Source organism: Bacteroides fluxus YIT 12057 (genome assembly GCF_000195635.1).
Lineage (GTDB): Bacteria > Bacteroidota > Bacteroidia > Bacteroidales > Bacteroidaceae > Bacteroides > Bacteroides fluxus.
Genome location: NZ_GL882694.1, coordinates 1 through 25,936 on the forward strand (window position 1 = coordinate 1; position 25,936 = coordinate 25,936).

At 45.8% G+C, this 25,936-nt stretch carries 23 protein-coding genes; 15 read left to right on the plus strand and 8 right to left on the minus strand.

Features of this window, described 5'->3' with window-relative positions:
- Positions 1-7: 7 nt before the first annotated feature.
- The gene (locus tag HMPREF9446_RS16815) at positions 8-2,737 is read right to left on the minus strand and encodes a ligand-binding sensor domain-containing protein (protein ID WP_009126929.1); all 2,730 of its coding nucleotides are present in this window, start codon (positions 2,735-2,737) and stop codon (positions 8-10) included.
- A gap of 154 nt (positions 2,738-2,891) precedes the next feature.
- Here HMPREF9446_RS16815 and HMPREF9446_RS16820 point away from each other — a divergent pair, with 154 nt between their 5' ends.
- The 11 genes from HMPREF9446_RS16820 (at position 2,892) to HMPREF9446_RS16870 (ending at position 15,524) form a co-directional block, all read left to right on the plus strand.
- The gene (locus tag HMPREF9446_RS16820; protein ID WP_039969890.1) at positions 2,892-3,848 is read left to right on the plus strand and encodes an SPFH domain-containing protein; all 957 of its coding nucleotides are present in this window, start codon (positions 2,892-2,894) and stop codon (positions 3,846-3,848) included.
- 13 nt (positions 3,849-3,861) lie between these two features.
- Positions 3,862-5,226: an alpha/beta hydrolase gene (locus HMPREF9446_RS16825; protein WP_009126932.1), complete on the plus strand. Its 1,365-nt coding sequence runs from the start codon at positions 3,862-3,864 to the stop codon at positions 5,224-5,226.
- A 44-nt stretch (positions 5,227-5,270) separates the two neighbouring features.
- Positions 5,271-5,477 (plus strand): type II toxin-antitoxin system antitoxin, encoded by a 207-nt coding sequence (locus tag HMPREF9446_RS16830; RefSeq protein WP_009126933.1) that lies wholly within the window; start codon positions 5,271-5,273, stop codon positions 5,475-5,477.
- A gap of 28 nt (positions 5,478-5,505) precedes the next feature.
- The gene (locus tag HMPREF9446_RS16835; protein WP_009126934.1) at positions 5,506-5,964 is read left to right on the plus strand and encodes a hypothetical protein; all 459 of its coding nucleotides are present in this window, start codon (positions 5,506-5,508) and stop codon (positions 5,962-5,964) included.
- A 178-nt stretch (positions 5,965-6,142) separates the two neighbouring features.
- Complete coding sequence (locus HMPREF9446_RS16840) at positions 6,143-7,525, plus strand: hypothetical protein (RefSeq protein WP_009126935.1); 1,383 nt, start codon at positions 6,143-6,145, stop codon at positions 7,523-7,525.
- 29 nt (positions 7,526-7,554) lie between these two features.
- On the plus strand, positions 7,555-8,706 hold the full coding sequence (locus HMPREF9446_RS16845) for an imelysin family protein (protein WP_009126936.1): 1,152 nt from the start codon (positions 7,555-7,557) through the stop codon (positions 8,704-8,706).
- Between the two features lie 106 nt (positions 8,707-8,812).
- Positions 8,813-10,246, plus strand: coding sequence for a di-heme oxidoredictase family protein (locus HMPREF9446_RS16850; protein ID WP_039969892.1), 1,434 nt, complete (start codon positions 8,813-8,815; stop codon positions 10,244-10,246).
- A 29-nt stretch (positions 10,247-10,275) separates the two neighbouring features.
- Positions 10,276-11,487 (plus strand): porin, encoded by a 1,212-nt coding sequence (locus HMPREF9446_RS16855; protein WP_009126938.1) that lies wholly within the window; start codon positions 10,276-10,278, stop codon positions 11,485-11,487.
- A gap of 24 nt (positions 11,488-11,511) precedes the next feature.
- Positions 11,512-12,228, plus strand: coding sequence for a hypothetical protein (locus HMPREF9446_RS16860; RefSeq protein WP_039969903.1), 717 nt, complete (start codon positions 11,512-11,514; stop codon positions 12,226-12,228).
- 62 nt (positions 12,229-12,290) lie between these two features.
- Entirely contained in the window at positions 12,291-13,445 is a 1,155-nt protein-coding gene (locus tag HMPREF9446_RS16865) for a Rid family hydrolase (protein WP_009126940.1), read from the plus strand.
- Between the two features lie 27 nt (positions 13,446-13,472).
- A complete protein-coding gene (locus HMPREF9446_RS16870; protein ID WP_009126941.1) occupies positions 13,473-15,524 on the plus strand; it encodes a cytochrome c biogenesis protein CcsA in 2,052 nt (683 codons plus the stop codon).
- 493 nt (positions 15,525-16,017) lie between these two features.
- On the opposite strand, the gene HMPREF9446_RS16875 is transcribed toward HMPREF9446_RS16870, so the two are convergent.
- Both HMPREF9446_RS16875 and HMPREF9446_RS16880 read right to left on the minus strand, forming a co-directional pair.
- The gene (locus HMPREF9446_RS16875; RefSeq protein ID WP_009126942.1) at positions 16,018-16,632 is read right to left on the minus strand and encodes a response regulator transcription factor; all 615 of its coding nucleotides are present in this window, start codon (positions 16,630-16,632) and stop codon (positions 16,018-16,020) included.
- Positions 16,622-17,326 (minus strand): hemerythrin domain-containing protein, encoded by a 705-nt coding sequence (locus HMPREF9446_RS16880; RefSeq protein WP_009126943.1) that lies wholly within the window; start codon positions 17,324-17,326, stop codon positions 16,622-16,624. The genes HMPREF9446_RS16875 and HMPREF9446_RS16880 overlap by 11 nt, the downstream gene beginning before the upstream one ends.
- A 222-nt stretch (positions 17,327-17,548) precedes the next feature.
- On the opposite strand from HMPREF9446_RS16880, the gene HMPREF9446_RS16885 reads away from it, so the two are divergent.
- The 4 genes from HMPREF9446_RS16885 to HMPREF9446_RS18835 are packed head-to-tail and all read left to right on the plus strand — an operon-like array spanning position 17,549 to position 20,917.
- Positions 17,549-17,920 carry a BlaI/MecI/CopY family transcriptional regulator gene (locus HMPREF9446_RS16885; protein WP_009126944.1) on the plus strand — a complete coding sequence of 124 codons (372 nt, stop codon included), beginning with the start codon at positions 17,549-17,551 and terminating at the stop codon, positions 17,918-17,920.
- A 42-nt stretch (positions 17,921-17,962) separates the two neighbouring features.
- Positions 17,963-19,936 (plus strand): M56 family metallopeptidase, encoded by a 1,974-nt coding sequence (locus HMPREF9446_RS16890; protein ID WP_009126945.1) that lies wholly within the window; start codon positions 17,963-17,965, stop codon positions 19,934-19,936.
- Positions 19,937-19,948: 12 nt separating this feature from the next.
- Positions 19,949-20,719, plus strand: coding sequence for a TlpA family protein disulfide reductase (locus HMPREF9446_RS16895; RefSeq protein WP_009126946.1), 771 nt, complete (start codon positions 19,949-19,951; stop codon positions 20,717-20,719).
- A gap of 51 nt (positions 20,720-20,770) precedes the next feature.
- Positions 20,771-20,917 carry a hypothetical protein gene (locus HMPREF9446_RS18835; RefSeq protein ID WP_157243340.1) on the plus strand — a complete coding sequence of 49 codons (147 nt, stop codon included), beginning with the start codon at positions 20,771-20,773 and terminating at the stop codon, positions 20,915-20,917.
- Between the two features lie 10 nt (positions 20,918-20,927).
- Here HMPREF9446_RS18835 and miaA read toward each other — a convergent pair whose 3' ends face one another.
- From miaA to lpxD, 5 genes are all read right to left on the minus strand, one after another.
- Positions 20,928-21,839, minus strand: a complete 912-nt coding sequence (miaA, locus tag HMPREF9446_RS16900; protein ID WP_009126948.1) for a tRNA (adenosine(37)-N6)-dimethylallyltransferase MiaA — start codon at positions 21,837-21,839, stop codon at positions 20,928-20,930.
- Positions 21,840-21,901: 62 nt separating this feature from the next.
- Positions 21,902-22,459: an IS1096 element passenger TnpR family protein gene (locus tag HMPREF9446_RS16905; RefSeq protein WP_009126949.1), complete on the minus strand. Its 558-nt coding sequence runs from the start codon at positions 22,457-22,459 to the stop codon at positions 21,902-21,904.
- A 106-nt stretch (positions 22,460-22,565) separates the two neighbouring features.
- Positions 22,566-23,342, minus strand: a complete 777-nt coding sequence (lpxA, locus tag HMPREF9446_RS16910) for an acyl-ACP--UDP-N-acetylglucosamine O-acyltransferase (protein ID WP_009126950.1) — start codon at positions 23,340-23,342, stop codon at positions 22,566-22,568.
- 97 nt (positions 23,343-23,439) lie between these two features.
- Positions 23,440-24,825, minus strand: a complete 1,386-nt coding sequence (locus tag HMPREF9446_RS16915) for a bifunctional UDP-3-O-[3-hydroxymyristoyl] N-acetylglucosamine deacetylase/3-hydroxyacyl-ACP dehydratase (RefSeq protein WP_009126951.1) — start codon at positions 24,823-24,825, stop codon at positions 23,440-23,442.
- Positions 24,826-24,828: 3 nt separating this feature from the next.
- Complete coding sequence (gene lpxD / locus HMPREF9446_RS16920) at positions 24,829-25,869, minus strand: UDP-3-O-(3-hydroxymyristoyl)glucosamine N-acyltransferase (RefSeq protein ID WP_009126952.1); 1,041 nt, start codon at positions 25,867-25,869, stop codon at positions 24,829-24,831.
- Positions 25,870-25,936: the final 67 nt, after the last annotated feature.

Consider the following 25,936-nt stretch of genomic DNA (forward strand, 5'->3'; position numbering starts at 1 on the left):
GTTATATTTATAATAGTGTTGCGGAATTAAGGATATATACAATGGTTGCCGTAAACAGAATAAATAAAAGAACATAGAGTGCCCATGCCCAGTAGGTTTCCCAAAATGTAGGCAGGACTATGACCGGAAGGCTGCGTACATTTTCTGTCCATACGCCATCACTGTTGGTAGAGCGTATTTGCAGTTCATATTCTCCCGGAGGCAGGTTGATGTAGTTGGCGGTGCGGTTATTATCTACTTCGTTCCATTGGCTTTCAAGTCCTTTCAGCCGGTAAGCGTACTCTATGGCGGTAGGATCGACATAGTCCAGGGCCGCGAACTGGAAAGTGACATTGCGTTCGGCAGGCTGGAGCTTCAGTTCTTTCAGCCTGTCAATGTCCTGTGGTTGCTGGACGCCTTGTATTCTCAGACCGGTAAAGGCGATACGAGGGGTGTAGGAACTTTTGCTCAGCTTGGCCGGATCCATTTCCATAATACCGGCTTCTGTGCCCAATATCAGATGATCATGCCAGATGACAGGGGCGGCTTCACTGAAATATATTTCTTTTTGCATATACCGTTTGTCGTAATTGTCAAAGGTACCTGTATCCGGATTGAATTTGGAAAGTGCGTTTTCCGATATAATCCATAAATTGTTTTGCAGGTCTTCAATCATGGCTAATAACAAGTCGGAGAATAGGCCGTCCTGCTTGGTGTAAGTCTTGAATTGTATCTGGTCTGTCAACAGGTTTTCTGAAAGAATCTGATTGATTCCTCCTGTGAAAGTCAGTACATACGTCCGCTTTTTGCTGTCTGTATAAATATAGGTGACGTCATTGCTGCAAAGGCTGGAAGCGACATCCGGTACCCGGACGTTTGGGTAGAACTTGATGTCTTCCGGTTGGTTGAAGTCACCGGATAGTGTCAACAGCCCTTCTGTAGTGCCGATCAGTATTGCCTGCCCTACTTCCTTTATAGTCCGTATTTTTGTATATTTGTTTTTGGGATAACCTTTCAACCGGTTTTTGCTATGGAGGAAGCGGATTTCTCCTTCGGAAGTCTCGTCCAGCAGATTGAGTCCTCCTCCATAAGTTCCTATCCAGATACGTTTCCGGCTATCTTGGTGGATAGAATAGATACTGTTACTGCTCAAACTGTACGGATTACCTTCTTCGTGTGAAAATCTCCGGATGCTGTAATGGCCGGCACCTTTCTGTTCCAGTTTGAAGACTCCGTCCCATTTGCTACCCATCCAGATGGAGCCCCGGTCGTCTTCCATGAAGCAATAGATGCTTTTAGAGAACGGGATGGCCTGCGGGCTGATGTTTCCTGACGGGGTGAGATACCCTTTCAAGCTGCCGTCGTTGTTGAATATGCGGATAAATCCTTTCTTGTTTGCCATCCAGAGGTTGTTCCGGCTGTCTTTGAGAAAAGCACGTGTGTCGTAACCGTAATCCAAGGGACGTACCTGGCAGGCATTGGGAAAGAAAGATATTTTGCCCATTTCATAACTGTTGGTGTACCAGAAGTTTTTTTGATTGTCCAGCAGGTATCTTAATACTACCGGTGTGAATTTGGTTTTCGGGTCATTATAATCCGTATAGTAAGGCTTCAGTTGACGGCTTTCGGGATCGTAATAATTCAAACATCCTGAACGAGGAATGACCCATAAGGTTCCTTGGGCATCTTCAAAGACTCCTTCTTTGCTTTGTCGTTCCGCTTTAGGCATATCCTCTGATGGGGTGCGGTAGTATTGCTTTTCTTTTGTTTCAAGGTTGTAGCGTATTACTCCGGGTTCTTCGGAGAAGATCCATAAGTTATGATGACTGTCACGGAAGATATTTTGGGCGTTTAGGGAAGGTTGCACGGCAGTTCGTATATCTATGTACTCGAATTCCTTCTTTTGGATATAATATAGGATGATTCCGTTTTCGGTGCTTAGACCGATAGTGTCTTTTCCGAGGTTTTGTATATTGTTCAGCCCGGTATATTCATACGGTATCTTCTGGAATTGTAATTGTTCGCTGCTTTGATTGTAAAAGGCAAGGCGGTTGTTGGCAGACACCAGATACATTTTTCCGTTATTCTCGCAGGCACTCTTGAATACGATATTGCCCGGCATCTTCTTTTTTCCGATAATCCGGACACCCTCGTTGGTGAATATCCATTCGTCTCCGTCGGTATCTTGCAGCACATTCGATATACTTTTCCCGGGCAGGTTTCCTGTTTCTGAATGGTAGAATAGGATACTGTCGTGGCTCTGTTCTTTAAGGGCCTGTTCATCCACACGGTATGCGCCTTTTTCACATACTATCCAAGTGACGCCTTTGGGCAAGGCATATATTGGGTGCACTACATGGGTTGTTTGGTTCTTCTTTTCGAAAGGTTGCAGAATATCGATGAACTTTTCCCGGTGGCTGTCGAATAGATAAACACGGCTGTCGTAAGTCTGGCACCAGATGTCTCCATGCTGGTTGGGAGTGATGGAGTACAACCGGTTGCTGGTCAGTGTACATCCGTCACCGGGATATGCTTTGTAATTCTTGAACGTATAGCCGTCGTATTTTCCTAAACCGTTCCAGGTAGAGAACCAGATAAAATCTTTATTGTCTTGTACGATATTGACAACTGTTCTTTGCGGCAGACCGTTGTAGATAGAATAATGCTGTATCTGGCAAACTGGTTGTGCGTGGGCTATTGTGGCTATAAACAATAGAATAGATGTTAGGAAAGTTGTTGTGTTATTTAGTATTCTCATGGTATGATATGTCTTGTTTTCGCAAAGGTACAAAAAAAAGACGGTTTCTTAATATTCATTAAACACATATCTTTATTTCTTTATTGTCTTGCTTTTATCTATAATTATTTAATATATTTGTGATATTAAAATGATATCAATTAAAACTATGTGTATGGAAGCAAAAGAATTGGATTTTAAGGGTTTTAAGGTGAATGGCTTTTTAGCGCTGTTTTTCCATTTGGTAGTGCTTACGGCAGTAATCATCTTCGGGTTCATTACGTGCGTGCCCACGCTTGTACTCTCTGTTTTCCTGACAGTTGTGTGGCTTATCCTGTTTGCGGGCTATATGCAGCTGGAGCCCAATGAAGCGCGTGCCATGGTATTTTTTGGAAAGTATAAAGGGACGTTTAAGGAAACAGGCTTCTTTTGGGTAAATCCTTTTCTGGACAAGAAGAAACTTTCGCTTCGTGCACGTAACCTTGATATAAATCCGATAAAAGTGAATGATAAAATCGGTAATCCTATCTTGATTGGTTTGGTACTTGTGTGGAAATTGAAAGATACGTATAAGGCGATGTTTGAGATTGATGCACAGACGATGGCGGATTCGGCCGCAACTCCGAGAAATGCAAATCAGGTAAGTGTGGGCAATGCGGTGGCAAGCCGTATGAACGCTTTTGAGAATTTCGTGAAGATCCAGAGTGACGCTGCGTTGCGTCAGGTGGCCGGACAATATGCCTATGATGACAATGAGACTAATACGGATGAGATGACCCTTCGTTCTGGAGGAGAAGAAATCAATGAACAGTTGGAACAGAAATTGAATGAGCGTCTGGCTATGGCAGGAATGGAAGTGGTGGAAGCGCGTATCAACTATTTAGCCTATGCTCCTGAAATTGCTGCTGTAATGTTGCGCCGCCAGCAGGCGTCTGCCATTATTTCTGCCCGTGAAAAGATTGTGGAAGGAGCGGTTTCCATGGTGAAAATGGCTCTTCATAAACTTTCTGAGGAAGAAATTGTTGAACTGGACGAGGAAAAGAAAGCTGCCATGGTGAGCAACCTGTTGGTAGTGCTTTGTGCGGATGAGGCTGCGCAGCCGGTGGTCAATACCGGAACATTGAATCATTAAAAAGAACCTGGAAATGATGAGGAGGATTGGTATTATATATCGGTGGCTGTTCCTGCTTGGCTTTTTGTTGGGTAATGTGTATGAAGCCTTTGCCCAAGATGCCGATATGGCACGTGCCCGGCACATTTATGAATGGTTTGTAGCAGGGCGGGGGGACAGCATTCATGCTGCCTTGAATAAGGATCTGCAGGAGAAATTGGCTCCTGTTGTATTCAATGATACTTTCCGGCAGACGGAAAGAACATTCGGGAAATTGAAATCGGAAGGTGATTGGCAGAGGGACAGTGCTGCAGGAATAACGATTCATTATCGTGATTTGGAATTCGAGCGTTACAGCCTCCGTTTTATAGTTGCTTTTGACGCAGATGGAAGAATGAATACGATTCGTTTGGCTCCGGTTCCGGCAGTCTCTACCGCCAAGCCGGTAACGTATGACGATACGAAGATCTCAGAAAAGGATATTGCTGTAGGTGCCGATGGTTTTAAACTGCCGGGCACATTGACGATGCCTAAGTTTGCCGCTGCCTCTGGTATGCGTAGGGTGCCGTGTGTGATTTTGGTACACGGTTCCGGCCCTAATGACCGTGATGAAACGGTGGGGCCTAACAAACCGTTTCGTGATCTTGCTTGGGGACTGGCCGAGCGTGGCGTAGCCGTTATCCGCTATGATAAGCGGACAAAGATTTATGGTATGAACTGTGTCCCTGCCGGTCGTGTGCTTGATTATGATACTGAAGCGGTAGATGATGCTTTGGCTGCAATATTACAGGCAAGGACTTTACCGGAAATAGCCGCCGACAGCATTTATGTATTGGGACATAGCTTGGGTGGGACGTTGGCGCCCCGCATTGCGGAAAGGTCGGAAGGATTGGCCGGAATCATTGTTCTTGCCGGGTTGGCACGCCCGTTGGAAGATGCTCTTGAAGAACAATTTACCTATATATCTTCTTTGACAGATTCTTCGGCCAATGCAGGGACGCAACTTGCAGAGTTGAAACGGCAACTGGTCAATGTGAAAAAGCTAGGTACAGATGCGTTTGATGATAAAATACCATTGCCATTGGGACAGCCCCGTTCTTATTGGGAATTTGCCAATGAATATAAACCGGTGGAAGTTGCCGCTAAACTAAAACTTCCTATATTTGTTCTTCAGGGCGAGCGGGATTACCAAGTGACTATGGAAGACTTCGGCTTATGGCGTTTCGGCTTGTTGCGCTGTAAAAATGTATTTTTCAAATCTTATCCTAAATTAAATCACTTGCTGCAGGAGGGTAGTGGCAAGGCGACGCCATTTGAGTATAACCGGGCTTCGCCGGTACCAGCTTATGTTATGGATGACATTGCTTCTTTTGTAAAAGGGAAACGTGCCCTTCCTTAAAAACGAAACAGATTACTTGTTACAAATAACTAATCGCTAAAAAAGTGGCTAAAAAAGAAACTTCAACCAAAAGCTTTGTCTTGCGTGTAGATGCTGCGACGATGGAGGCCATTGAGAAATGGGCAGCCGATGAGTTTCGCAGTACCAACGGGCAACTTCAGTGGATTATTGCTGAGGCGTTGAGGAAGAGTGGGCGGATGAAGAAAACTAAGAATCTTTCCCCGACCGGAGAAAAGGTAGAGGAGGATTAGTAATAACAGATTCTAATTTGCAGATAGTATGATTAATCTTGGTCCTTATTCCGGCAAAAATTGCCCTAATGTCCGTTTTCACCCCACTGTGATTGACCGTATTCTGGAAGGTACGGCTCTGCTTGTCGTACTCGTTACGTGGGTTGGCATTTATTGGCTGTATACCCAAAGAGAAGGAGCCCTGCTGTCCGCCGTCTGGGTGATGGGTGGCTGTTCCATTTTCTGTTTCCTCTTGATGGGGGGATTGGCGTATCTTCCCGTCCGTTTCATCAATTTCCCTATTCGGGTCACCGAGCGCAATGCGGCTGTTCAATATTTGTTTGCCATACGCCTTACCCGGGTGATGAACATCATTTTGCTGTTGGGGCTTTTGGGCAGTGTTTGGGGCTTGTATTATGCATTCGGCAAACTCCTGCTCCTCGTCTCGTTTGTTTTGTTGGGGTTGGCATTTATAGGGTACTATATACTGGCGTTTAAATATAAGTAGCCTTACAGTCTGTTTAATAGTTCTTTTACCATTTATCCTCCTTTTTCATCTTTATTTATTGCCGTAATCCTGCCATTACCTACTAATGGTTACTCTTTTTCTTCTTTTCGCAATTTTTGGGTATTGTTCTCCTTTTTAACTACCCCTACCTTTGCCTCAACGAAATTTAAGATAAAAGATGAGAAAATTAACAGGCTTATTGGCTTTATGTTTCTTGCTTTCTGCCAATGCTTTGCAGGCCGTTGAGTCTGAAAAAGTTACTTCAGCAGAAGAAGGTACGGAAACTTCAGCAAACAAAGAGAAAAAGGAGAAAGTAGCGAATGATGGCGACGACTACAAGAAATTCCGTTTCGGTGGATACGGAGAAATGGTAGCAAGTTTTAAGGATTATGGTATTAACCGTTTCTATGGTGCGCCTGAAGGTAACCCGGACAAACATAGGAATACGATTTCTATACCTCGTTTCGTATTGGCCTTGGATTATAAGTTCAATTCCAAATGGATACTCGGTGCTGAAATCGAGTTTGAATCCGGTGGTACGGGTACTGCTTATGAACTTGAGAATAAGGAAAACGGTGAGTATGAAACGGAGCTGGAAAAGGGTGGCGAAGTGGCTATCGAGCAATTTCACATTACCCGTTTGATTGTTCCACAATTCAACATACGTGCGGGGCACATCATTGTCCCGGTAGGATTGACCAACGCCCATCATGAACCAATCAATTTCTTTGGAACTTATCGGCCGGAAGGAGAGACAACCATTCTTCCTTCTACGTGGCATGAAAACGGAATCGAGTTTTTTGGCTCTTTGGGAAAGGGATATGCCAGCTTTGACTATCAAGCCATGATAGTGGCCGGCTTGAATGCCAATGGCTTTGACCGTAATACCTGGATAGCAAGTGGCAAACAAGGTATCTTTGAAGAAGATAATTTCACTTCACCGGGTTATGTGGCTCGTCTGGACTATAAAGGGGTTCCGGGGTTGCGTGTGGGCGCTTCGTTCTATTACTGCGCTGATGCCGGTTCCAACTCAGACAAAGCGGATACTTATTCGTCTACCGGTAAGATTCCGGTAAAAATCTATACGGCAGACGCTCAATATCGTAATAAGTATATGATTGCCCGTGCCAATGTGGTATATGGAAATCTGGGCAATTCTGCAAAGCTTAGTGAGGCAAATACCAAGTTGTCGAATAAATCCCCTTACAGCCGTATAACCCCCATTGCGAAAAATGCGGTCAGCTATGCTGCCGAGGCAGGCTTGAATATCAGCGCTTTCTTCAAGGGAAATAAGAAGGTTCCGGTCATCTTTCCCTTTGCCCGTTATGAATATTACAATCCGCAAGAAAAGGGAGAGGACAGCCAGATAATGGAGAAGCGCTGCCAGGTAAGTATGTGGACTGCCGGATTGAATTGGTATGCCTTGCCTAATCTGGTGGTAAAGGCTGACTACACTACACGTCAAATCGGGACAAACAAGGTCTTTGGAACAGGCAAGTATAACAGTGAAAATGAATTTTCAATCGGAATTGCCTATGTCGGTTGGTTTGTCAAGAAGTAAATGAACATCAATCAATTAATTTTATACAGATGAAGAAAAATTTCTTTTATGCGACAGCTTTGGCATTAGGGCTGGCATTTACGGCTACTGCCTGTAGCGATGATGATGACAACAGTACAGTTAACCCTGCTGACATTGAGTACAATTCGGAGAATGCGGCAAGTTGGCACAACTACATGAGAAATGTGGCGGCTTTGTTGAAAACAGATGCTGCCAACCTTTATGATTCCTGGAATACGAGTTATAAGGGTGGGGCAAGTTTTGCAACTTCCTTTAAGGCTCATAATGGTGCCTATAATTTCTCAAGTGCCTGGAACTGTATTGAGCAGGTTATTGACGGTTGTGTTGAAATCTCCAATGAGGTAGGTGAGACGAAGATCGGTGATCCATATAATAAATATATGGCAAACAATGTCATAGAGGCTCTCTATGCTGTTGAGTCATGGTATAGCTGGCATTCCCGTGATGACTATACCAATAATATTTACTCAATCCGTAATGCCTATTACGGCTCTTTGGACGGCAAAGTGAGCGACAAGTCTATTTCAAAATTAGTGGCTGGAGTCAATGCGGAGCTGGACACGAAAGTGTCGGCGGCTATCACTGCGGCAGCAGCGGCTATTCAAGCTATTCCCCAGCCTTTCCGTAATAATATCAACAGTCAGGAAACAGTAGCGGCTATCAAGGCTTGTGAGGAACTGGAAAGTGTACTGGATAAGGAGTTGAAACCTTATATCAGGGACAACAGCACCATTAACAGCAATGAGGCACTTGACCCGATTGTCGGAAACTATGTTGAGGTTGTGGTTCTGCCTACCTATAAGGATTTGAAGAAGAAGAATAATATGTTGTATGACGCTGTGGTGGCTCTTGCCAACAATCCCTCTAACAGTGCTTTCGAGACGGCATGCAATGCTTGGATAACAGCCCGTGAACCTTGGGAGGAAAGTGAGGCGTTCCTGTTCGGTCCGGTGGATGAACTGGGGCTTGACCCGAATATGGATAGCTGGCCTTTGGACCAGAACGCCATTGTCCAGATTCTGAATTCCCAGAAATGGAGTGATTTGGAATGGAGCGAGGGTGATGATGATGCAAAAGTTGAATCGGCCCAGAATGTACGCGGATTCCATACTTTGGAATTCCTGCTTTTCAAGGATGGTAAACCTCGTACAGTTAAATAAGAATTATTTATAAACAATATTCAAGAAGTAAAGGAGAGGATTCGGGAAATCCAACCTTTGCTTCTTTGGCATGTTCGGATATGCCTTTATTAAGTAGATAAAGATGATGAATCGTTTAATGAGATATTCATGGCTTCTCCTTTGTTTGTCGGTAGGTCTGACTGCTTGTGATGATGACAGGATTGATGTATTGGATATAGAGATTCCTGAAGGATATGCTCTGTCTGCCGGGACATCGACAATCTTCATGAATTCATCCAAAGCCTATGATTCACCGGCAGACTGGGTGTCGGGTGTTTACAACAGCCGCTTTAATGACGGTGACGGGCTTTACGATGATGTGCGTACGAGCAGCAATGGCATGGGAGGAGGCCTTGGTCCGGTCTATGCGGGGTATTCCTGTGGCAGTTGTCATCGCAATGCCGGCCGTACCAAGCCGACGCTGTGGAGTGAAGGAGGGTCGGGTAGTTACGGGTTTTCCTCGATGCTGGTTTATATAAGCCGCAAGAATGGTGCGTTTTTTCAAGATTATGGCCGTGTACTCCATGACCAGGCCATTTATGGAGTGAAGCCGGAAGGAAAACTCTCCGTGGAGTATATTTATGAGACTTTTACCTTTCCTGATGGAGAGAAGTATGAACTTTGCAAGCCGGCTTATTCCATATCCGAATGGTATGCTGACAGTATAAGGCCGGAAGACATGTTCTGTACGGTGCGCATCCCGTTGAGACATGTCGGTATGGGGCAAATGATGGCTCTGGATCCTACGGAGATTGAAGCGCTCGCGGCAAAAAGTAATTATCCGGAATATGGCATAAGTGGCCGTTGCAATTACATTACCGAGCGTGGTGTGAGAAGCTTGGGGCTGTCGGGCAATAAGGCCCAACATGCGGATTTGACTGTTGAACTTGGTTTCTCAAGTGACATGGGCGTTACCAATAGCCGCTATCCGGAAGAAATATGCGAGGGGCAGGCTCAGGTGAATCAAGGCAGCATGATGGGGCTTTCCTATGCCCAACTGGATGTTTCTACGGAAGATATGGAAGATGTTGACTTGTATATGCAAAGTCTCGGTGTTCCTGCACGGCGTAATGTGAATGACCCGCAAGTGATAAAGGGAGAACAGAATTTCTATAAAGCCAAGTGTCACCTTTGCCATGTCACCACACTGCATACCAAGCCTCGGGGTTCCGTACTGCTGAACGGTACCCGTTTGCCATGGTTGGGAAGTCAGACAATTCACCCCTATTCGGATTTTCTGCTGCATGATATGGGTTCCGAAATTATGGGAGTCGGTCTGAATGATAACTATGTAAGCGGATTGGCGCGTGGCAATGAATGGCGCACTACTCCGCTTTGGGGTATCGGGCTTCAGGAAAAGGTAAACGGACATACCTACTTCTTGCACGATGGCCGTGCCCGCAATCTTGTTGAAGCCATAATGTGGCATGGGGGAGAGGGAGAAGCATCGAAAAATCTCTTTAAGAACATGAGCAAGGATGACCGTGATGCCCTGATTGCATTTTTAAATTCACTTTAGAACTAATAAGCTTTATACAATAAGTAATTATGAAGAAATTTTTATCTGTTGCCATGCTGGCTGTTTTGCCTTTGACTGCTATGGCGCAACATGAGGAAGATACGGAGAACGGTGTAGTGTCATTGGCCGGAAGAGAAGGTTTTACCATTGAAACAAAAAAGGGTGACTTTGTTTTCAAGCCTTATCTGCTGGTACAAACGAGTGCTAATTTCAATTGGTATGATGATGAAGGCTTGGATAAGGCTTATAACCAAGATAATATTGCCAATTCCGGTTTTTCCATTCCTTATGCCGTACTGGGCTTTACCGGCAAGGCTTTTGGTAAGGTCGCCTTCAATCTGTCCATCAATGCAGCTGCAAGTGGAGGAGCGCTGTTGCAGCAGGCATGGTTCGATGTACAGTTGAAAAAACAATTTGCGGTTCGTGTCGGAAAGTTCAAGACTCCATTCTCGCATGCCTATCTGACAACTCTTGGCGAAACACTGCTTCCCCAGTTGCCGGTTTCCCTGGCGTCTTCCGTAATTCTGCCTTATTCGTTGAATGCCGTGACGCCTAATATCGGTACGGGGTTTGACCTGGGTGTTGAAATCCATGGTCTGGTGGCGGATAAGTTCGGTTATGAGGTCGGTCTGTTCAATGGAACCGGAGCTTCCGTGAATACGGCTTCAAAGACAATGAGTGATGACTGGCATATCCCTTCATTGCTTTATGCCGGACGTCTGACTTATATGCCCAAAGGGGTAATGCCTTCTACGCAGGGGAATCCCAACCGCTTGAACGAGGACAAGATATTATTCGGTCTTTCGGGCTCTATCAATGTGGAGAGTGAGAACGAGAGTACCAATGATACCCGTGTGGGGTTGGAATTTGCCCTATTGAAGAACAAACTTTATCTGGCGGCTGAAGCTTATTATATGAATGTAGGTTTTACCAAACGGCAAAAGATAAATGAATCGTATAACTTTTTAGGCGGTTATGTGCAAGGTGGTTATTTTGTCGCTCCCCGCCTGCAGCTTGCCGCACGCTACGATATCTTCAATCGTAACGGTACGGACGACGACGGTTTTCTGAATATGCCTGCCGTAGGTATGAACTATTTTTTCAGAGGATGCAACCTGAAACTACAGGCGATGTATCAGTATGTAGCCCGTTGGGGGCATGACACGCAACTCGACCGTGATAATGATAATTTGGGTCTGGCTACTCACTCTGCCACGGTGATGCTTCAATATACATTCTAAATGGAGTTGGGAAAGGATTCGTTTATGAAGAAATACATTCTTTTCTTTTTTCTGCCCGTGCTGCTTGCAGGCCTGCATGCATGCGATGAGGGGAGAATTTATGAGAATGCCGTCGTGGCTACGGGGGAAGGACGCACAGTGAAGATGACAGGCCGTATTAGTGGTGTGGATAAGTGGTCGGGCGACTATAGTGTGGTAGTGGCAGGATTTGATGATGAAAGCGATTATGCCATTGTTTCAAAGGTGGTTCCGGTATCTGAAGCGGATGATGATGAAATCCAGTTGACAATGTCAGGCATAACGGATGAGGTGACAACTGTCGAGCTATGTGTAATCAATAAGTTGAGGAAGCGCATTGTCAGTTTGGTGGCAATGGAATGTACTGAAATCGCTGATACCATACTCATGGATGCGGGAACGGTTGATGCAGGTATGTACAATGCCATTCAACAAAAAATATTCAATGCCACTTGTACGGCTTGCCATGGTCTTAGCACCACTCCGGGGGGTGGCTTGAATCTGCTGGAAGGGCATAGCCATGCTGATTTGGTCAACCGGGTTTCAACGACGGTAAGCGGCAAGATGAGGGTTATGCCCGGCAATGCGTCGGAAAGTGTCTTGCATCTCATATTGGGTACGGACATCAGTTCGGATTGGCGTATAGACCATTCTCAGATGATAACCTCAGCTGATATGCAGTCTTTGATTAGCAACTGGATTGACGACGGCGCACAGCCGTAATAATGGGGCTTACTGGTAATACCGGTACTTTTTTGAACAACAACGACTAATTGACATTTGATATGAACAATAAACAACAACAAACGAATCAATCGGAGAATACTTTAACCGAAATCTTTAAATATGAGGTAGAAGCGGGTGTTTCGGAATATCATGTAATGATTCATGCCATCAGACCGGAAGCTACTTATGAAGAACAGCTAAGTGCGGTGGTCGACACTTACTGCCAACTGCGTGAAAATGAGCTGCAAGGTGCTGTTGCCGTCTTTAAACGTTACTTTCTGAGTGATGCCGCCAATCAGGCGGATATGCTGCTGGCGCTTTCGGCAGAATGTTCGGATTGCGCGCTCTCTGTGGTAGAGCAGCCACCGTTGAACGGTACAAAGATTGCACTGTGGGTCTATCTGCAGAAAGGTGTGGAGACACAGGTGCTTCATAACGGATTGTTCGAAGTGAGGCATGGTGGCTACCGTCACCTTTGGGGAGGCGGTGCTTTCAACCGTGCCGCCAATTCGGAGTACCAGACCCGCCTGCTGTTGAACGACTATGTGATGCAGCTGATGGAGCAAGGCTGTAAACTGGCTGACAGCTGCATACGTACCTGGTTCTTTGTGCAGAACGTGGATGTGAATTATGCCGGAGTGGTGAAGGCGCGCAATGAGGTGTTTGTTACCCAGGGCTTGACGGAGAAAACACATTATATTTCCAGTACCGGCATCGGTGGCCGTCATGCCGATCCCAAAGTGACGGTTCAGATGGATACCTATGCCGTAGATGGTTTGAAGCCTATACAAATTCACTACCTTTACGCACCTACCCATCTGAATCCTACATACGAATACGGTGTCAGTTTCGAGCGAGGTACGTATGTGGATTATGGCGACCGTCGCCAGGTGTTTATTTCGGGTACTGCGAGCATCAATAATAAAGGTGAGGTGGTATATCCCGGAGACATTCGCAAGCAGACGGAACGTATGTGGGAGAATGTAGGGGTTTTGTTGAAAGAAGCTGGCTGTACGTTTGATGATTTGGGGCAGATGATTGTCTATCTGCGGGATGTTGCAGACTATACAGTGGTCAAAGGAATGTATGACGAGCGTTTTCCGGATACTCCGAAAGTATTTGTGCATGCTCCCGTATGCCGTCCGGGTTGGCTGATAGAGATGGAATGTATGGGAGTCAGGTCTTTAGAAAACAAGGAATTTGCTCCATATTGATTGTTACTTTTAATGGATCGCTCTTAATTGAAAAAGTTTCTCATAGCTGTTTATGGTTGTTTGCTGCTCCTGCTTGCTGCAACTACGTTTGTAGAGCAGACGTACAGCACGGATTTTGTAGAAAAGCATGTTTATCATACGATTGGGTTTTGTTGTTTGTGGGGAGTCCTTGCTGCGATGACTGTTGTCGTGCTTGCCAGGCAGCGGTTGTGGCGGCGTCTCCCGACGTTGTTGTTGCATGGCTCCTTCCTCGTGATTTTGGCGGGAGCCATGATTACGTTTCTTTGTGGCCGGAAAGGATATGTACATCTTACTGTCGGCAGTGAGGTGAACTGCTTTTTGGAACAAGACGGCAGGCGCGTCGTAGAGTTGCCGTTCACCTTGCGTCTGGACAGTTTCAAGATTGAGTATTATCCGGGTACGGATGCTCCTGCAGATTATATCAGTTATATTCACGGCGAGACGCCCGTCTCCATGAACCGTATTCTTTCACGGCAGGGATTCCGCTTTTATCAGTCTTCCTTTGATGAGGACATGCAAGGGAGCTGGTTGGCGGTGAATCATGATCCGTGGGGGATAGGGATTACCTATAGTGGATATCTTATGTTGGGGATTTCTATGCTCTGGATGCTTGTCAGTAGGGAGGGGGAATTCCGCAGGCTGTTGAGGCATCCGTTGTTGAAGAAAGGAGGCATGTTCGTTCTATTGTTGCTGTGTTTGGGAAGTGCGGTACATGCGCAGAAAAGAAGCCTTCCGGCACTGGCACGCAAGCAGGCGGATAGTCTCGCCCGTAAGCAGGTGATTTATAATGACCGCGTGGTTCCTTTCAATACCCTTGCGCGGGATTTTGTACTGAAACTTACAGGAAAGCCGTCTTATGGAGGCATGACACCGGAGCAGGTGATTGGCGGATGGCTTTTGCGTCCGGAGGTTTGGCAGAATGAGCCGATGATTTATATCAAAAACGAGGCACTCCGTCGTCTGCTTCATCTGGAGACACCCTATGCACGTCTGGCTGATTTGTTCGACGGTGAGAAGTATCGCTTGCAGAAGTTCTGGAAGGGGAAGCAAGACCATCATCAGAAAATGACTTCTCTGGAAAAGGCCATTGTAGAGGCGGATGAAAAGGTGGGGCTGATTCTGATGCTCCAGAATGGTACATTGATTCGTCCTTTGCCGGAAGATGGGAGTGTAAAGCCTGTTTCCGATACAAAAATACAGGCCGAATTGCTGTATAACCGTATTCCTTTCAGCAAATGGCTGTTCATGTTCAACCTTACGGTGGGGATGCTGGCTTTCTTCCGTCTGCTGTATCGCGGCCTGCGCCGTTTGCCGGCATTGTCAGACTCTTCCGGTAGGATTGTGGCGCTCTCTTTCTCTTCGCATTTGGCAGATACTTTTTTCCCGTTTTCTCTTTATGCGGCGTTTCTCTTTCAACTCTTCGGGTATGGTCTGAGATGGTATATCGGCGGACGTATCCCGTTGGGTAACGGATACGAAACGATGCAGTTCATGGCATTGTGTGCGCTGTTTCTGGCTTGTCTGTTTCGGCGGCGCTTCCCGTTTATGGTGCCTTTCGGCTTTTTGCTGTCCGGTTTTGCCTTGCTGGTGTCCTATTTGGGACAGATGAATCCCCCAATCACTCCCTTGATGCCCGTGCTCGTTTCTCCGTGGCTCAGTACGCATGTGTCATTGATAATGATGTCTTATGCTTTGTTTGCTTTCATGATGCTGAACGGTATACTGGCATTGTGTCTCCGCCGTTCGGCCCGGATGTTGATGTTGCTCAGCCGGTTGCTGCTTTATCCCGCCACTTTCTTTTTGGGAGCCGGCATTTTTCTGGGGGCGGTTTGGGCCAATGTATCATGGGGACGTTATTGGGCTTGGGACCCGAAGGAAGTATGGGCACTGATTACCTTTATGGTTTATGGAGCGGTGTTCCATGCGCGCAGCCTGCGCATTTTCCGCAGACCGTTGTTTTTCCATATCTATATGATTGTTGCTTTTCTGACAGTCTTGATGACCTATTTCGGGGTGAACTACCTCCTTGGAGGAATGCACAGCTATGCCAATGCCTGATTTTCGGGTGGCTCTACCTATTTATAATGACTGACTTGTTTCATTATACCTAATTTGAGCGATTGTGTACTGTCTGCCGATGCCTTATCTTTGCAACATCAGATTTGAATGAATTAGTTAGTCATAATTACGTAACCACTTTTATGAAGATAAAAGGATCCCCGCTTCCCGATGTGATATCGTGAGGCGGGGATTTGTGTATGGCGTGGCGGATGCTGTATGTAAGGCAGGTTGAGACTGCTTGTCGGGCAGATTGAGTCATGGCAAGAGGAGGGTTGACATAGGGGATGAACCTTGTCTTCAGTCTGAAGATGCACATCTCTACGCTGAAGATATACATCTTTATGCAGAAGATGTACATCGCTAGGCACAAGATAAACCTTAGTAATAGCTAGAGGACTTTTCCCGTATGGGGGAGGATACTTTTGCAAGGGATTCATCCGGTTTTTCCCTATAAGCCGTAGCGGGTAGGGAAACGGTTGCCGGAAGAATCTTATAGAGAGTCCTTGATGTCGCCCAATTCCACCAGCTTGTTCACAATGGCGTAGATGGTGAGCCCTGCCGGAGAATGTATCTGCAGTTTGCGTGCAATGTTACGGCGATGGGTAATGACGGTATGGATAGACAGGTAGAGCTTGTCGGCGATGGCTTTGTTGGTCATTCCTTTCACAACGCAAGTAATGATTTCCTTTTCACGCTGGCTCAAGGCTTCTTGTTCGTTGTCTTTCTCTTCCTCTTCTTCGGTGTGTAACAGATGGTTGATCTTGCCGGCTATGATATCCATATCGTCACAAATGGCGAAGTTCTCGTCATATTCTTTCAGCGTATTGTTGTCAATGACGGAACATACCAATGCTATGTATTTGATTCCGGTTTTCCCGTTTTCTGCTTTAAAGGCATTCAAGTCAAACCATCCGCCGAATGTCGGGTTGATAATGATGATATCCGCTGAATGCATGTGGATATAGTTCTGTAGGGATTCCGGCGAAGAAACCTCAATGGGGTGTGCGTTCAAGTTGGGGATGCGTTTTAATACAGCCGTAAGTCCGCTGCGGATAATGACCGAAGTTTCTGCGACGACAATTTTGGGTGAAACATTATTGTTCATCTTTCAGTTTCCTTTCTATTTGTGCTACGGCGGGGACAAACATATAATCTTCTACTTGGCAGTGTGTAGCGAGATCCTGTTCGCAGTTGAAAATGTCGAACAGGACAGCGTTGAGGAGATTATTGTTCTCCTTTTCCGGATAGTATTTGATGATGATGTTCTTCAGTTCTTTCAGTTTGGTGTCTATCTGGTTATGCTTGCTGGCAAAGGTAGCGATATTGTATTCATCGGAGAGCCTGCCTTGCAGCAATTGCTCTACATAAGTGAATACGGCCTGGTTTTCGTATTCCATGTGCCGGCGTACTTCCTTGGCATACTCATCAAAAAATTTCAGGATGAGGTAGGCTACGTCATTGCTGCCGGAACAGTCGATGGCTTCAATCAGTTTGCGGCGGATGGCGGGCAGGTTGAAATCGAGGAAGTAAGCGTGCGCGCGTTTCAGATAATCCATGAGGGCGGAAATTGAAAAATCACTTTCTTTTCCGCTGTATGAATATTGTTCTTCGCTGATGAAATTGGCCACGGCGAGGAATGTGGGACAGTCAACGCCTTGTGCCTCACAGACATCCTTCACGCTTTTATCTCCGAATCCCAATGACAGGCCGAAACGGCTCATCACCATTAATAAGGAGTAGTTATCACAGATGAGATCACTCATCTTATCTGTGGATCGGTACTTATGTTGCTCATTCATTGTATGTTAATGTTTTGATGGTCTTGAACTTGTGCGCAAAGTAACGGTTTTTACCTGGAACCTGCAATCCCTATTTATAGGTATTTTCTTTGTGGAAATGGGCTGGAAAGGCTTTGTGAAAAGTAATAACGCAGTAAAACTATAGGATTTAGTTTTATTTAACGAGAAAAAATAGTTTTGAAACTAATTTATTTAGTTATTTGCAGCAAATAAAGAAGAATTATGAAAGGATTGACTGTAAAAGAGGAAGAACTTATGAACTTTTTCTGGGAAAAAGGACCATTGTTTGTAAAGGAAATACTGGCATTCTATGAAGAGCCGAAACCGCATTTCAATACGCTTTCCACGATTGTCAGAGGCTTGGAGGATAAGGGGTTTCTAAGCCATAATACGTATGGCAATACTTATCAGTATTATGCGGTGGTGAGTGAAGAGGATTTCCGCAAACGGACACTGAAGAATGTAATCAGTAAATACTTTAATAATTCCTATCTCAGTGCGGTTTCATCATTGGTGAAAGAGGAAGACATATCACTGGATGAACTGAAACAGCTGATACAGGAAGTGGAAAAGGGGAAGAACAGAGAATCATGAAAATCTAATCAAGTAGCTGTAAGATAATCGATCAATAATTATATGGGCCTGTTTTTCGTTTATATACTCAAGTCATCTGTTTGCCTGGCGGTATTCTATTTGTTTTATCGCCTGTTGCTGAGCCGTGAAACATTCCACCGTTTCAACAGATTTGCCTTATTGGGCATTTTGGCATTGTCCTGCCTGCTTCCGTTGGTCGAAGTCAGCGTACATGAGCAGACGGAGGTACATCAGACAATGATGACATTGGAGGAATGGTTGCTGCTGGCCGATGCGATGAACTCGGCAGAGGCGGAAATACAGGCGCAGGATATTACCGTAACTTGGATACAGGTGGCTTTGCTGCTTTACCTGTTGGGCATCTTTTTTTTCATATCTCGGAATATCTATTCACTGGTACGGTTGCTGATGCTGTTGAAATCCGGTAGCAGAGAGAAGGTCAGCAAATTCCTTCCGGATAGAAAGTGCGTCACTTTGATTGTGCACGACAGTGACATCGCTCCATTCAGCTGGATGAAGTATGTTGTTATCTCCCGGAAAGATTTGGAGGAAAACGGGCGGGAGATATTGATTCATGAACTGGCGCATATCCGTAACCGGCATTCTGTAGATCTGTTGGTAGCTGATATCTGTATCTTTTTTCAATGGTTCAATCCCGCTTCATGGCTGTTGAAACAGGAATTGCAGAATATTCATGAGTACGAGGCGGACGAGACGGTAATCAAGGAAGGTGTGGATGCAAGGCAATATCAATTATTATTAATAAAAAAAGCTGTTGGCACAAGGCTCTACTCTATGGCCAACAGCTTTAATCACAGTAAACTTAAAAAACGTATCACTATGATGTTAAAAGAAAAATCAAGTCCGTGGGCACGTATGAAGTATCTGTATATACTTCCGGTTACCGCTATTGCAGTCACCGCCTTTGCCCGTCCCGAAATCTCGGATACCACAAAAGAGATTTCTGCCGTCAAAGTTAATGATTTGGCCGCAATTGTAGAAACAAAAGTGACGGAAAGTGTGAATGTACTGCCCGAAGCATCAAAGGAAGTGCCTTTGGCGGCAGACACTACAAAGCCTGTTGAGGTGAAGTATATCCCTAAGGAAGTAAAAGACCGGTTGAGTGGAACCCCGGTTCTTGAAGGAAAGGAGGATATGCCTGAATTTCCGGGTGGCATGTCTGCTTTGATGCAGTATTTCCGGAAGAATATGCGTTATCCGGAGGCTGCCAAGAAGAGAGGTACCCAGGGTCGGGTCGTAGTACGGTTTGTGGTCGGTAAAGATGGAAGTGTCAGGAATCCGAAAGTGCTCCGTCCGGTGGATGAGGAATTGGATGCAGAAGCTATCCGTCTGGTAAAGGCTATGCCGAAATGGAAACCGGGAATGGAGGGAGGACAGGCGGTAGATGCAAAATTCACGGTTCCGGTGAAGTTCAGCTTGGGTGATGGTCAGTCCGGAGATTCTGCCGATGGCATGGCAGAGGAAGGAGTGGCTGTCGGCAATGGGAAAGAGCCGTTGTATGTCGTGGATGGAAAAGAGGTGAGTCCATCTGTCATGAGTGCATTGAATCCCGAGAGGATAAAGGGTGTGACAGTCTTGAAAGACAAGTCCGCTACAGAATTATATGGAGAAAAGGGAAAGAATGGCGTCATTTTGATAACGCTGGAGCAGGAAACGTCGGGAATAGTGCTCGGTCAGAGCATTTCTGTAGATAAGGAAGAGGGTACGAACGGAGAGATTCACATTGCCGCTAAAAAATCAAAAGATGCCGAAAAGACCGCTGTACAAGGTACCGTGAAAGTGGAAGGTAAGGTAATCGATGAAAAGGGAAATCCGGTTATTGGTGCCATTGTTCTGGTGGAGGGAACTGACATGGGAGCCGTTACCGATTTGGATGGTAATTTTATTCTTTCTGTCCCTTCTAAAGAGGATATACTGGTTGTCTCGTACGTTGGTATGGCTACAGTAAAGGTGAAAGTTCAGTCGAAAGTGACCGTAACGTTGAAAAATGAATAGTCTCTAACAACTATGATAAAGAAGATTCTCTCTTTGTTTCTTATTCTGATGCTCGCTTGGGTGGGGCTTTGCCCTGCCCAGACGGCCACAAAGAAGTATTATCTGGTGGATGGTCTTTTTTTTGAAGGGATGCCGCCCTGTATAGGTTCTGGTAATGTGGTTGCCTATATTGAACATCGGGATGATGAAGATCACCGGGTTACCGAGCTTCGTCTGAAGAAGGGTGTTACTTTGCCGGAAGATGTGAGGAGGTATGCTACGCCTGTCGAGGAAGTGCCTGGTGGGGAGGCTTTGTTGATGAGTTTTCGTGGCGGGATGGGGAAGAAGTGGCCGATAGGAGGTGTTGTGCAGACATTGAAACCGGGGGAATGGGTAGGGAAACCTTTTCCTGCGTTCAAGGTGAAAGATACCGGGGGCAGGGAATGGACCAATGCCGATGTGGCGGGTCATCCTATGGTCTTGAATTTCTGGTACACAGGTTGCGGACCCTGTATTCGTGAGATGCCCGAGTTGAATAAATGGATGGAACTGTTTCCTGAGGTGATGTATCTCGCTACTACTTTTGATTCGGCGGAGCAGATTAAGAGAATTGTAGAAAACCGTCCTTTCCGCTTTACACAGATTGCCGATGAACTGTTCTTTTTCAAAACTTTCAATGTAAGTGGTATGCCTGTTACGATACTGGTTGATAAAAAAGGGATTATCCGGCATATAGAAGAGGGAACAGGAGATGCCAAACTTCGTTTTATGCAGGATACATTGAAGAAACTGGCGGGGGAGTGATACACTTTGGGGGAAAGTGCAGTTTTTGTATTTCACAAACAATTGTCATTTATGAAAAAACAAGCATTATTCTTGATGCTGTGTACATTCATCGCTGTCTTTGGGTTGTCAAATTCCTTGTCAGCTTGTACATCTGCTGTAATTTCCGGTAAAGTTACTCCTGACGGCCGGACTGTTTATCAGGATTTGTTGCAGTAACCTTACGGGCTTACCTGCATCCGGCGTTTGTCTCTTTCCGGATATGTTCCAGTATTTCCGCTTCCTGTTCCGGATGGAACCAATGAATCTCCTCATCCCGTTTGAACCAAGTCATTTGCTTGCGCGAGTAGATGCGGGAGTTCTGTTTTATCTTGTCGATGGCGAAAGGCAGGCTCCACTCACCGTCCATATATTTGAATAACTCCTTATAGCCTACCGTATTCAGGGAGTTGAGCGCCCGGTAAGGATAGACTTGGCGGGCTTCTTCTATCAATCCTTCCTCTATCATTAAGTCAACACGGCGGTTGATGCGGTCATAGAGCTCTTCCCGGTTGCGGGTCAGTCCGATTTTGAGGATGCGGAAAGGACGTTCCTTCTTCCGGCAGGTACGGAAAGAGGTATAGGTCTTGCCCGTCATGTAGCAGATTTCCAATGCGTGGATCACACGTTTGGGATTCTTTAAATCCACAATCTTATAATATTCCGGATCTAACAGTTTGAGTTCGGCGCACAATCTTTCCAACCCTTCGGTCTCATACTTGTGCAGCATCAGCTGGCGGGTTTCGGTGTCCACGGTAGGGATGTCGTCGATGCCTTTGCAGATGGCGTCCACGTACATCATGGAACCGCCGGTCAGCAGTAGGGTGTCATGTTCGGCAAACAAGATGTCGAGAAGTTTCAATGCTTCCGCTTCATACTGGGCGGCGCTGTAGTAGTCTGTCAGTTTAAGGGTACCGATGAAGTGATGTTGTACACGCTGTAATTGTTCGGAGGTGGGAGCGGCTGTACCTATCTTCAGGTCAGCATAAAGTTGTCGTGAGTCGGCCGAGACAATGCAAGTATGGAATTGCTCTGCCAATCGGAGGCTTAGTTCTGTTTTGCCTACTCCCGTAGGACCGATAAGTACGATTAAGGTGTGCATACGGATAGAAAACTTAGGCGCGGACGTGCAATCCGCGCCTTTCTGAATGGAATGATATCTGTTTAATATTTTTCTTCCTCATAAGAAGCGCCGGCGCCTTCGTCCAATCCACCGAATCCTTCTTTGTCGAAGTCCTCCATGTCAAAGTCCTGGTCACCGTAGAAGTTCTCGTCCAAGTCGAGAGAACCGCTTCCTGCTGCCATTTCTTCAAAGTCAATGGTTTGCTTGGGAGCCTCGCCTGTTTTCTTGGTACATTTGGAACCTTTCATATCCTTTCCGGTAATAATCTCTGAGAGTTCGATGAAGAAGCAGCGTTCCGTCATGTAATCAAATACATAAAGCAATTTCTGTTTCTCGTCCTCAATCAGTTCGCTGAGCACGGTCTCTTTCATCACCCAACTGTCCATCTCCGGGTTATCGTCCATCTCTTCCAAGGTGATTTCCTTCTCTTTTTCCCAATCGTCGTCACAGATGAAGAAAGAGGTCATCTGGTCGTCCGTATAACCGGCCGATTTTAGGATTGCTTCATGGAAGTCGTAAAAAGTAGCTTCCGGGTCTATTTGTATTTCTCTGACAAAATCGTCCACTTCGTCCGAGATGATTGTAAATCTGTAGATCATGATGATTTCTGATTTATAATTTATGATTTCTGATTTATGATTCGAGAATTATGGTTTCAAATGCGTATTGCAAACATAAATCATAAATCTCAAATCATAAATCTTTTCATTTTCCTGCGGGGATAATGCCGCGGGCTGATTCACGTATAAAGCTTACAATATAACTTATTTCGGGTGTCATTTCCATCTCATCCTCAATCTTCTTCAAAGCGTCTGTATTGTTGAGGCCGCTCTGATAGATAATGCGGTAGGCGTTGTGGATGTTTTCAATCGTTTCATTGGAGAAACCGCGGCGACGCAGTCCCACGATATTGATACCTGCGTAGCAGATAGGCTCACGTCCGGCAATGATGTACGGTGGAATATCCTTGCTGAAACGGCAGCCTCCCTGTATCATGCCATATCCGCCTATCCGGCAGAACTGGTGCATCAATACATTGGCGCTGATGATGGAATGGTCATCAATCACAATCTCACCTGCCATCTTGGTAGAGTTGCCTATAATGCAACCGCTGCCGATCAAAGCGTCGTGAGCTACGTGTACGCCTTCCATCAATAGGTTGTTGTTGCCAAGGATTGTTTTGCCTTTGGCGGCCGTACCGCGATTGATGGTCACGTTCTCACGGATAATGTTGTTGTCGCCTATTTCGGCAGTTGTTTCTTCTCCTTTAAACTTCAGATCCTGGGGAATGGCGCCAATCACAGCTCCCGGAAAAATCGTATTTCCATTGCCGATGCGCGCACCGTACAGAATGTTGGCATTCGCCATAATCTTGTTGTTATCACCGATTACCACATTCTTGTCAATGAATACAAAAGGAGCAATCTCTACGTTTTCCCCGATTTTCGCTTCGGGATGAATATACGCTAAGGGACTTATCATGTTGGTTATTTATGAATTATGAATTGTGAATTATGAATTGTGAACTACAAATGATTAAACGGCATTCATAATTTAAAATTCATAATTCACAATTGATTTACTTGTTCTTTACTATTTGTGCCATGAATTCTGCCTCGCAAACAACCTTTTCGCCGACGAAGACATAACCTTTCATCGTAGATATTCCACGGCGTATGGGAGCCATCAGTTCTACGCGGAAAATCAGCGTGTCGCCCGGTACCACTTTCTGGCGGAACTTCACGCCGTCAATCTTCATGAAGTAAGTGGAATAGCGTTCCGGTTCGTCCACGGAGTTCAGTACAAGCAATCCGCCCGTCTGCGCCATGGCCTCTACCTGCAATACGCCCGGCATTACGGGTTCCTGCGGGAAGTGTCCTTGGAAGAAAGGCTCGTTGCCTGTTACATTCTTTACACCTACAATATAGTTGGCGCCGATTTCGATGACCTTGTCCACCAACTGGAAAGGATAACGGTGGGGCAGAAGTTCGCGGATGCGGTTTACGTCCATAATCGGTTCGCGGTTGCAGTCGTATGTAGGCGCCTGTATTTCATGCAGGCGGATCTCCTTACGCATCTGGCGTGCGAATTTATTGTTGATGGTGTGTCCCGGACGGGTGGCGATGATGCGGCCTTTGATGGGCTTGCCTATCAAGGCCAGGTCACCGATAACGTCAAGCAATTTGTGGCGTGCGCATTCATTGGGCCATACCAACGGCTTGTGGTTGATGTATCCCAACTGTTTGGCATCCATGTGGGGAACTCCCATTACATCCGCCAGTTTGTCATAGTTTTCCTGTGACATTTCGCGTTCGTAGATTACGATGGCGTTGTCCAGGTCACCTCCCTTGATGAGACCGGCCTGTAGCAACGGTTCAATTTCGCGTACAAACACGAACGTACGGCTGGCTGCTATTTCGTCTTTGAATTTCTTCATGTCCTCCAGTGTTGCGAACTGGTTGGGGATGATGGAAGAATCGTAAGAGACCAGCACGTTCAGGCTGAAGTTCTCATCCGGCAAAACGATGATGGAAGAACCGGTTGTTTCATCACGGAACTCTATTTTAGACTTGATGATATAGAAATCCTTTACGGCGTTCTGCTCTACAGTGCCTACCCGTTCTATTTCGTTGACATAATATTGGGCGCTTCCGTCCAAGATTGGAAATTCCGGACCGTTGACCTGTATCAGGCAGTTGTCTATGCCCAATGCATAGAGGGCTGCCATACCATGCTCTATGGTACTGACCTTTACGCCGTTCTTGGAGATTACGGTGCCGCGGGTGGTTTCGGCTACATTATCCGCTACTGCATCGATGAGGGGTTGCCCTTCCAAGTCAATGCGTTGGATTTTGTATCCGTGATTGTCCGGAGCAGGATTGAAAGTAACGGTCAGGTCAAGTCCCGTATGAAGACCTTTTCCACTGAGTGAAAAGCTATCTTTTAGAGTCTTTTGTTTCAACATTGGTTACTTATTTAATTGTTGTTTAAGTTCGTTTAATTCTTTGCGGAGGGCATTCAACTCAAAGTACATATCCGGCAGCTTGCGATAAACCGATGCTGACTTGAAATAGGGCTTCATCTCCATGGGGGGCGTACCTATCAGCCGGCTGCCCTCTTTCAGACTGCCGGGTACACCGGACTGTGCGCCGAGGTTCACCTTGTCACCTATATGAATATGTCCTGCAATGCCTACCTGGCCGCCGAACATACACCATTCGCCTACCTTGGTGGAACCTGCAATGCCTACCTGTGCCGCCATTACCGTGTGCGAACCGATTTCGTCATTGTGGGCAACCTGCACCAGATTATCCAGCTTTACACCGCTGTGGACGATGGTCGCTCCCATGGTGGCGCGATCTACACAAGTGTTTGCCCCTATTTCCACATTGTCTTCCAATATAACGATACCGATTTGGGGAATCTTCTCGTAACCTTGAGGGGTGGGAGCAAAGCCGAAACCGTCTGCGCCAATCACGCTTCCTGCATGCAAAATGCAATGGTTGCCCACACGGCAATCGTGGTAAATGGTGGCGTTGGCATAAATGATACAGTCACTGCCCACTTTGGCGCCGCTACCGATAGTGACATGTGGATGAATGACGGTATTGTCTCCCACCTCTGCATGTTCACCCACGTATGCAAAAGGTGCAATGTAAACATCCTTGCCTATTTTAGCTGTCTCGGCAACAAAAGCCAGCGGATCAATTCCTACACGTTTGGGCTTGCTTTGCTCGTAAAGATTTAGCAATTTGGCAAGACTTTCATACGCATTGTCCACTTTTATCAAAGTAGCTTTTATCTCTTGCTCGGGTACAAAGTCCTTGTTTACCAAGACAATGCTTGATTGGGTTTCGTATATGTAGGGGGTATATTTGGGGTTGGATAGGAAAGAGATGGCTCCCGGTATTCCTTCTTCGATTTTCGCAAAGGTATGGACGGTAGCATTCTCGTCTCCAACAATTTCTCCTTGGATAAATGTTGCAATTTGTTTAGCAGAGAACTCCATGTCTTATTATTGTTAGATGGTTTCAAAATACAAATAACGGACTTTTTTTTTATATTTCCTTATCCTA

Coding starts and splice junctions, on each gene's coding strand:
- HMPREF9446_RS16815 (WP_009126929.1), bottom strand. CDS start 2,737: ATGAGAATACTAAATAACACAACAACTTTCCTAACATCTATTCTATTG.
- lpxA (WP_009126950.1), bottom strand. CDS start 23,342: ATGATAAGTCCCTTAGCGTATATTCATCCCGAAGCGAAAATCGGGGAA.
- lpxD (WP_009126952.1), bottom strand. CDS start 25,869: ATGGAGTTCTCTGCTAAACAAATTGCAACATTTATCCAAGGAGAAATT.
- HMPREF9446_RS16905 (WP_009126949.1), bottom strand. CDS start 22,459: ATGATCTACAGATTTACAATCATCTCGGACGAAGTGGACGATTTTGTC.
- HMPREF9446_RS16825 (WP_009126932.1), top strand. CDS start 3,862: ATGATGAGGAGGATTGGTATTATATATCGGTGGCTGTTCCTGCTTGGC.
- HMPREF9446_RS16845 (WP_009126936.1), top strand. CDS start 7,555: ATGAAGAAAAATTTCTTTTATGCGACAGCTTTGGCATTAGGGCTGGCA.
- HMPREF9446_RS16840 (WP_009126935.1), top strand. CDS start 6,143: ATGAGAAAATTAACAGGCTTATTGGCTTTATGTTTCTTGCTTTCTGCC.
- HMPREF9446_RS16915 (WP_009126951.1), bottom strand. CDS start 24,825: ATGTTGAAACAAAAGACTCTAAAAGATAGCTTTTCACTCAGTGGAAAA.
- HMPREF9446_RS16835 (WP_009126934.1), top strand. CDS start 5,506: ATGATTAATCTTGGTCCTTATTCCGGCAAAAATTGCCCTAATGTCCGT.
- HMPREF9446_RS16880 (WP_009126943.1), bottom strand. CDS start 17,326: ATGAATGAGCAACATAAGTACCGATCCACAGATAAGATGAGTGATCTC.
- HMPREF9446_RS16865 (WP_009126940.1), top strand. CDS start 12,291: ATGAACAATAAACAACAACAAACGAATCAATCGGAGAATACTTTAACC.
- HMPREF9446_RS16890 (WP_009126945.1), top strand. CDS start 17,963: ATGGGCCTGTTTTTCGTTTATATACTCAAGTCATCTGTTTGCCTGGCG.
- HMPREF9446_RS16855 (WP_009126938.1), top strand. CDS start 10,276: ATGAAGAAATTTTTATCTGTTGCCATGCTGGCTGTTTTGCCTTTGACT.
- miaA (WP_009126948.1), bottom strand. CDS start 21,839: ATGCACACCTTAATCGTACTTATCGGTCCTACGGGAGTAGGCAAAACA.
- HMPREF9446_RS16875 (WP_009126942.1), bottom strand. CDS start 16,632: ATGAACAATAATGTTTCACCCAAAATTGTCGTCGCAGAAACTTCGGTC.
- HMPREF9446_RS16885 (WP_009126944.1), top strand. CDS start 17,549: ATGAAAGGATTGACTGTAAAAGAGGAAGAACTTATGAACTTTTTCTGG.
- HMPREF9446_RS16820 (WP_039969890.1), top strand. CDS start 2,892: ATGGAAGCAAAAGAATTGGATTTTAAGGGTTTTAAGGTGAATGGCTTT.
- HMPREF9446_RS18835 (WP_157243340.1), top strand. CDS start 20,771: ATGAAAAAACAAGCATTATTCTTGATGCTGTGTACATTCATCGCTGTC.
- HMPREF9446_RS16895 (WP_009126946.1), top strand. CDS start 19,949: ATGATAAAGAAGATTCTCTCTTTGTTTCTTATTCTGATGCTCGCTTGG.
- HMPREF9446_RS16850 (WP_039969892.1), top strand. CDS start 8,813: ATGAATCGTTTAATGAGATATTCATGGCTTCTCCTTTGTTTGTCGGTA.
- HMPREF9446_RS16860 (WP_039969903.1), top strand. CDS start 11,512: ATGAAGAAATACATTCTTTTCTTTTTTCTGCCCGTGCTGCTTGCAGGC.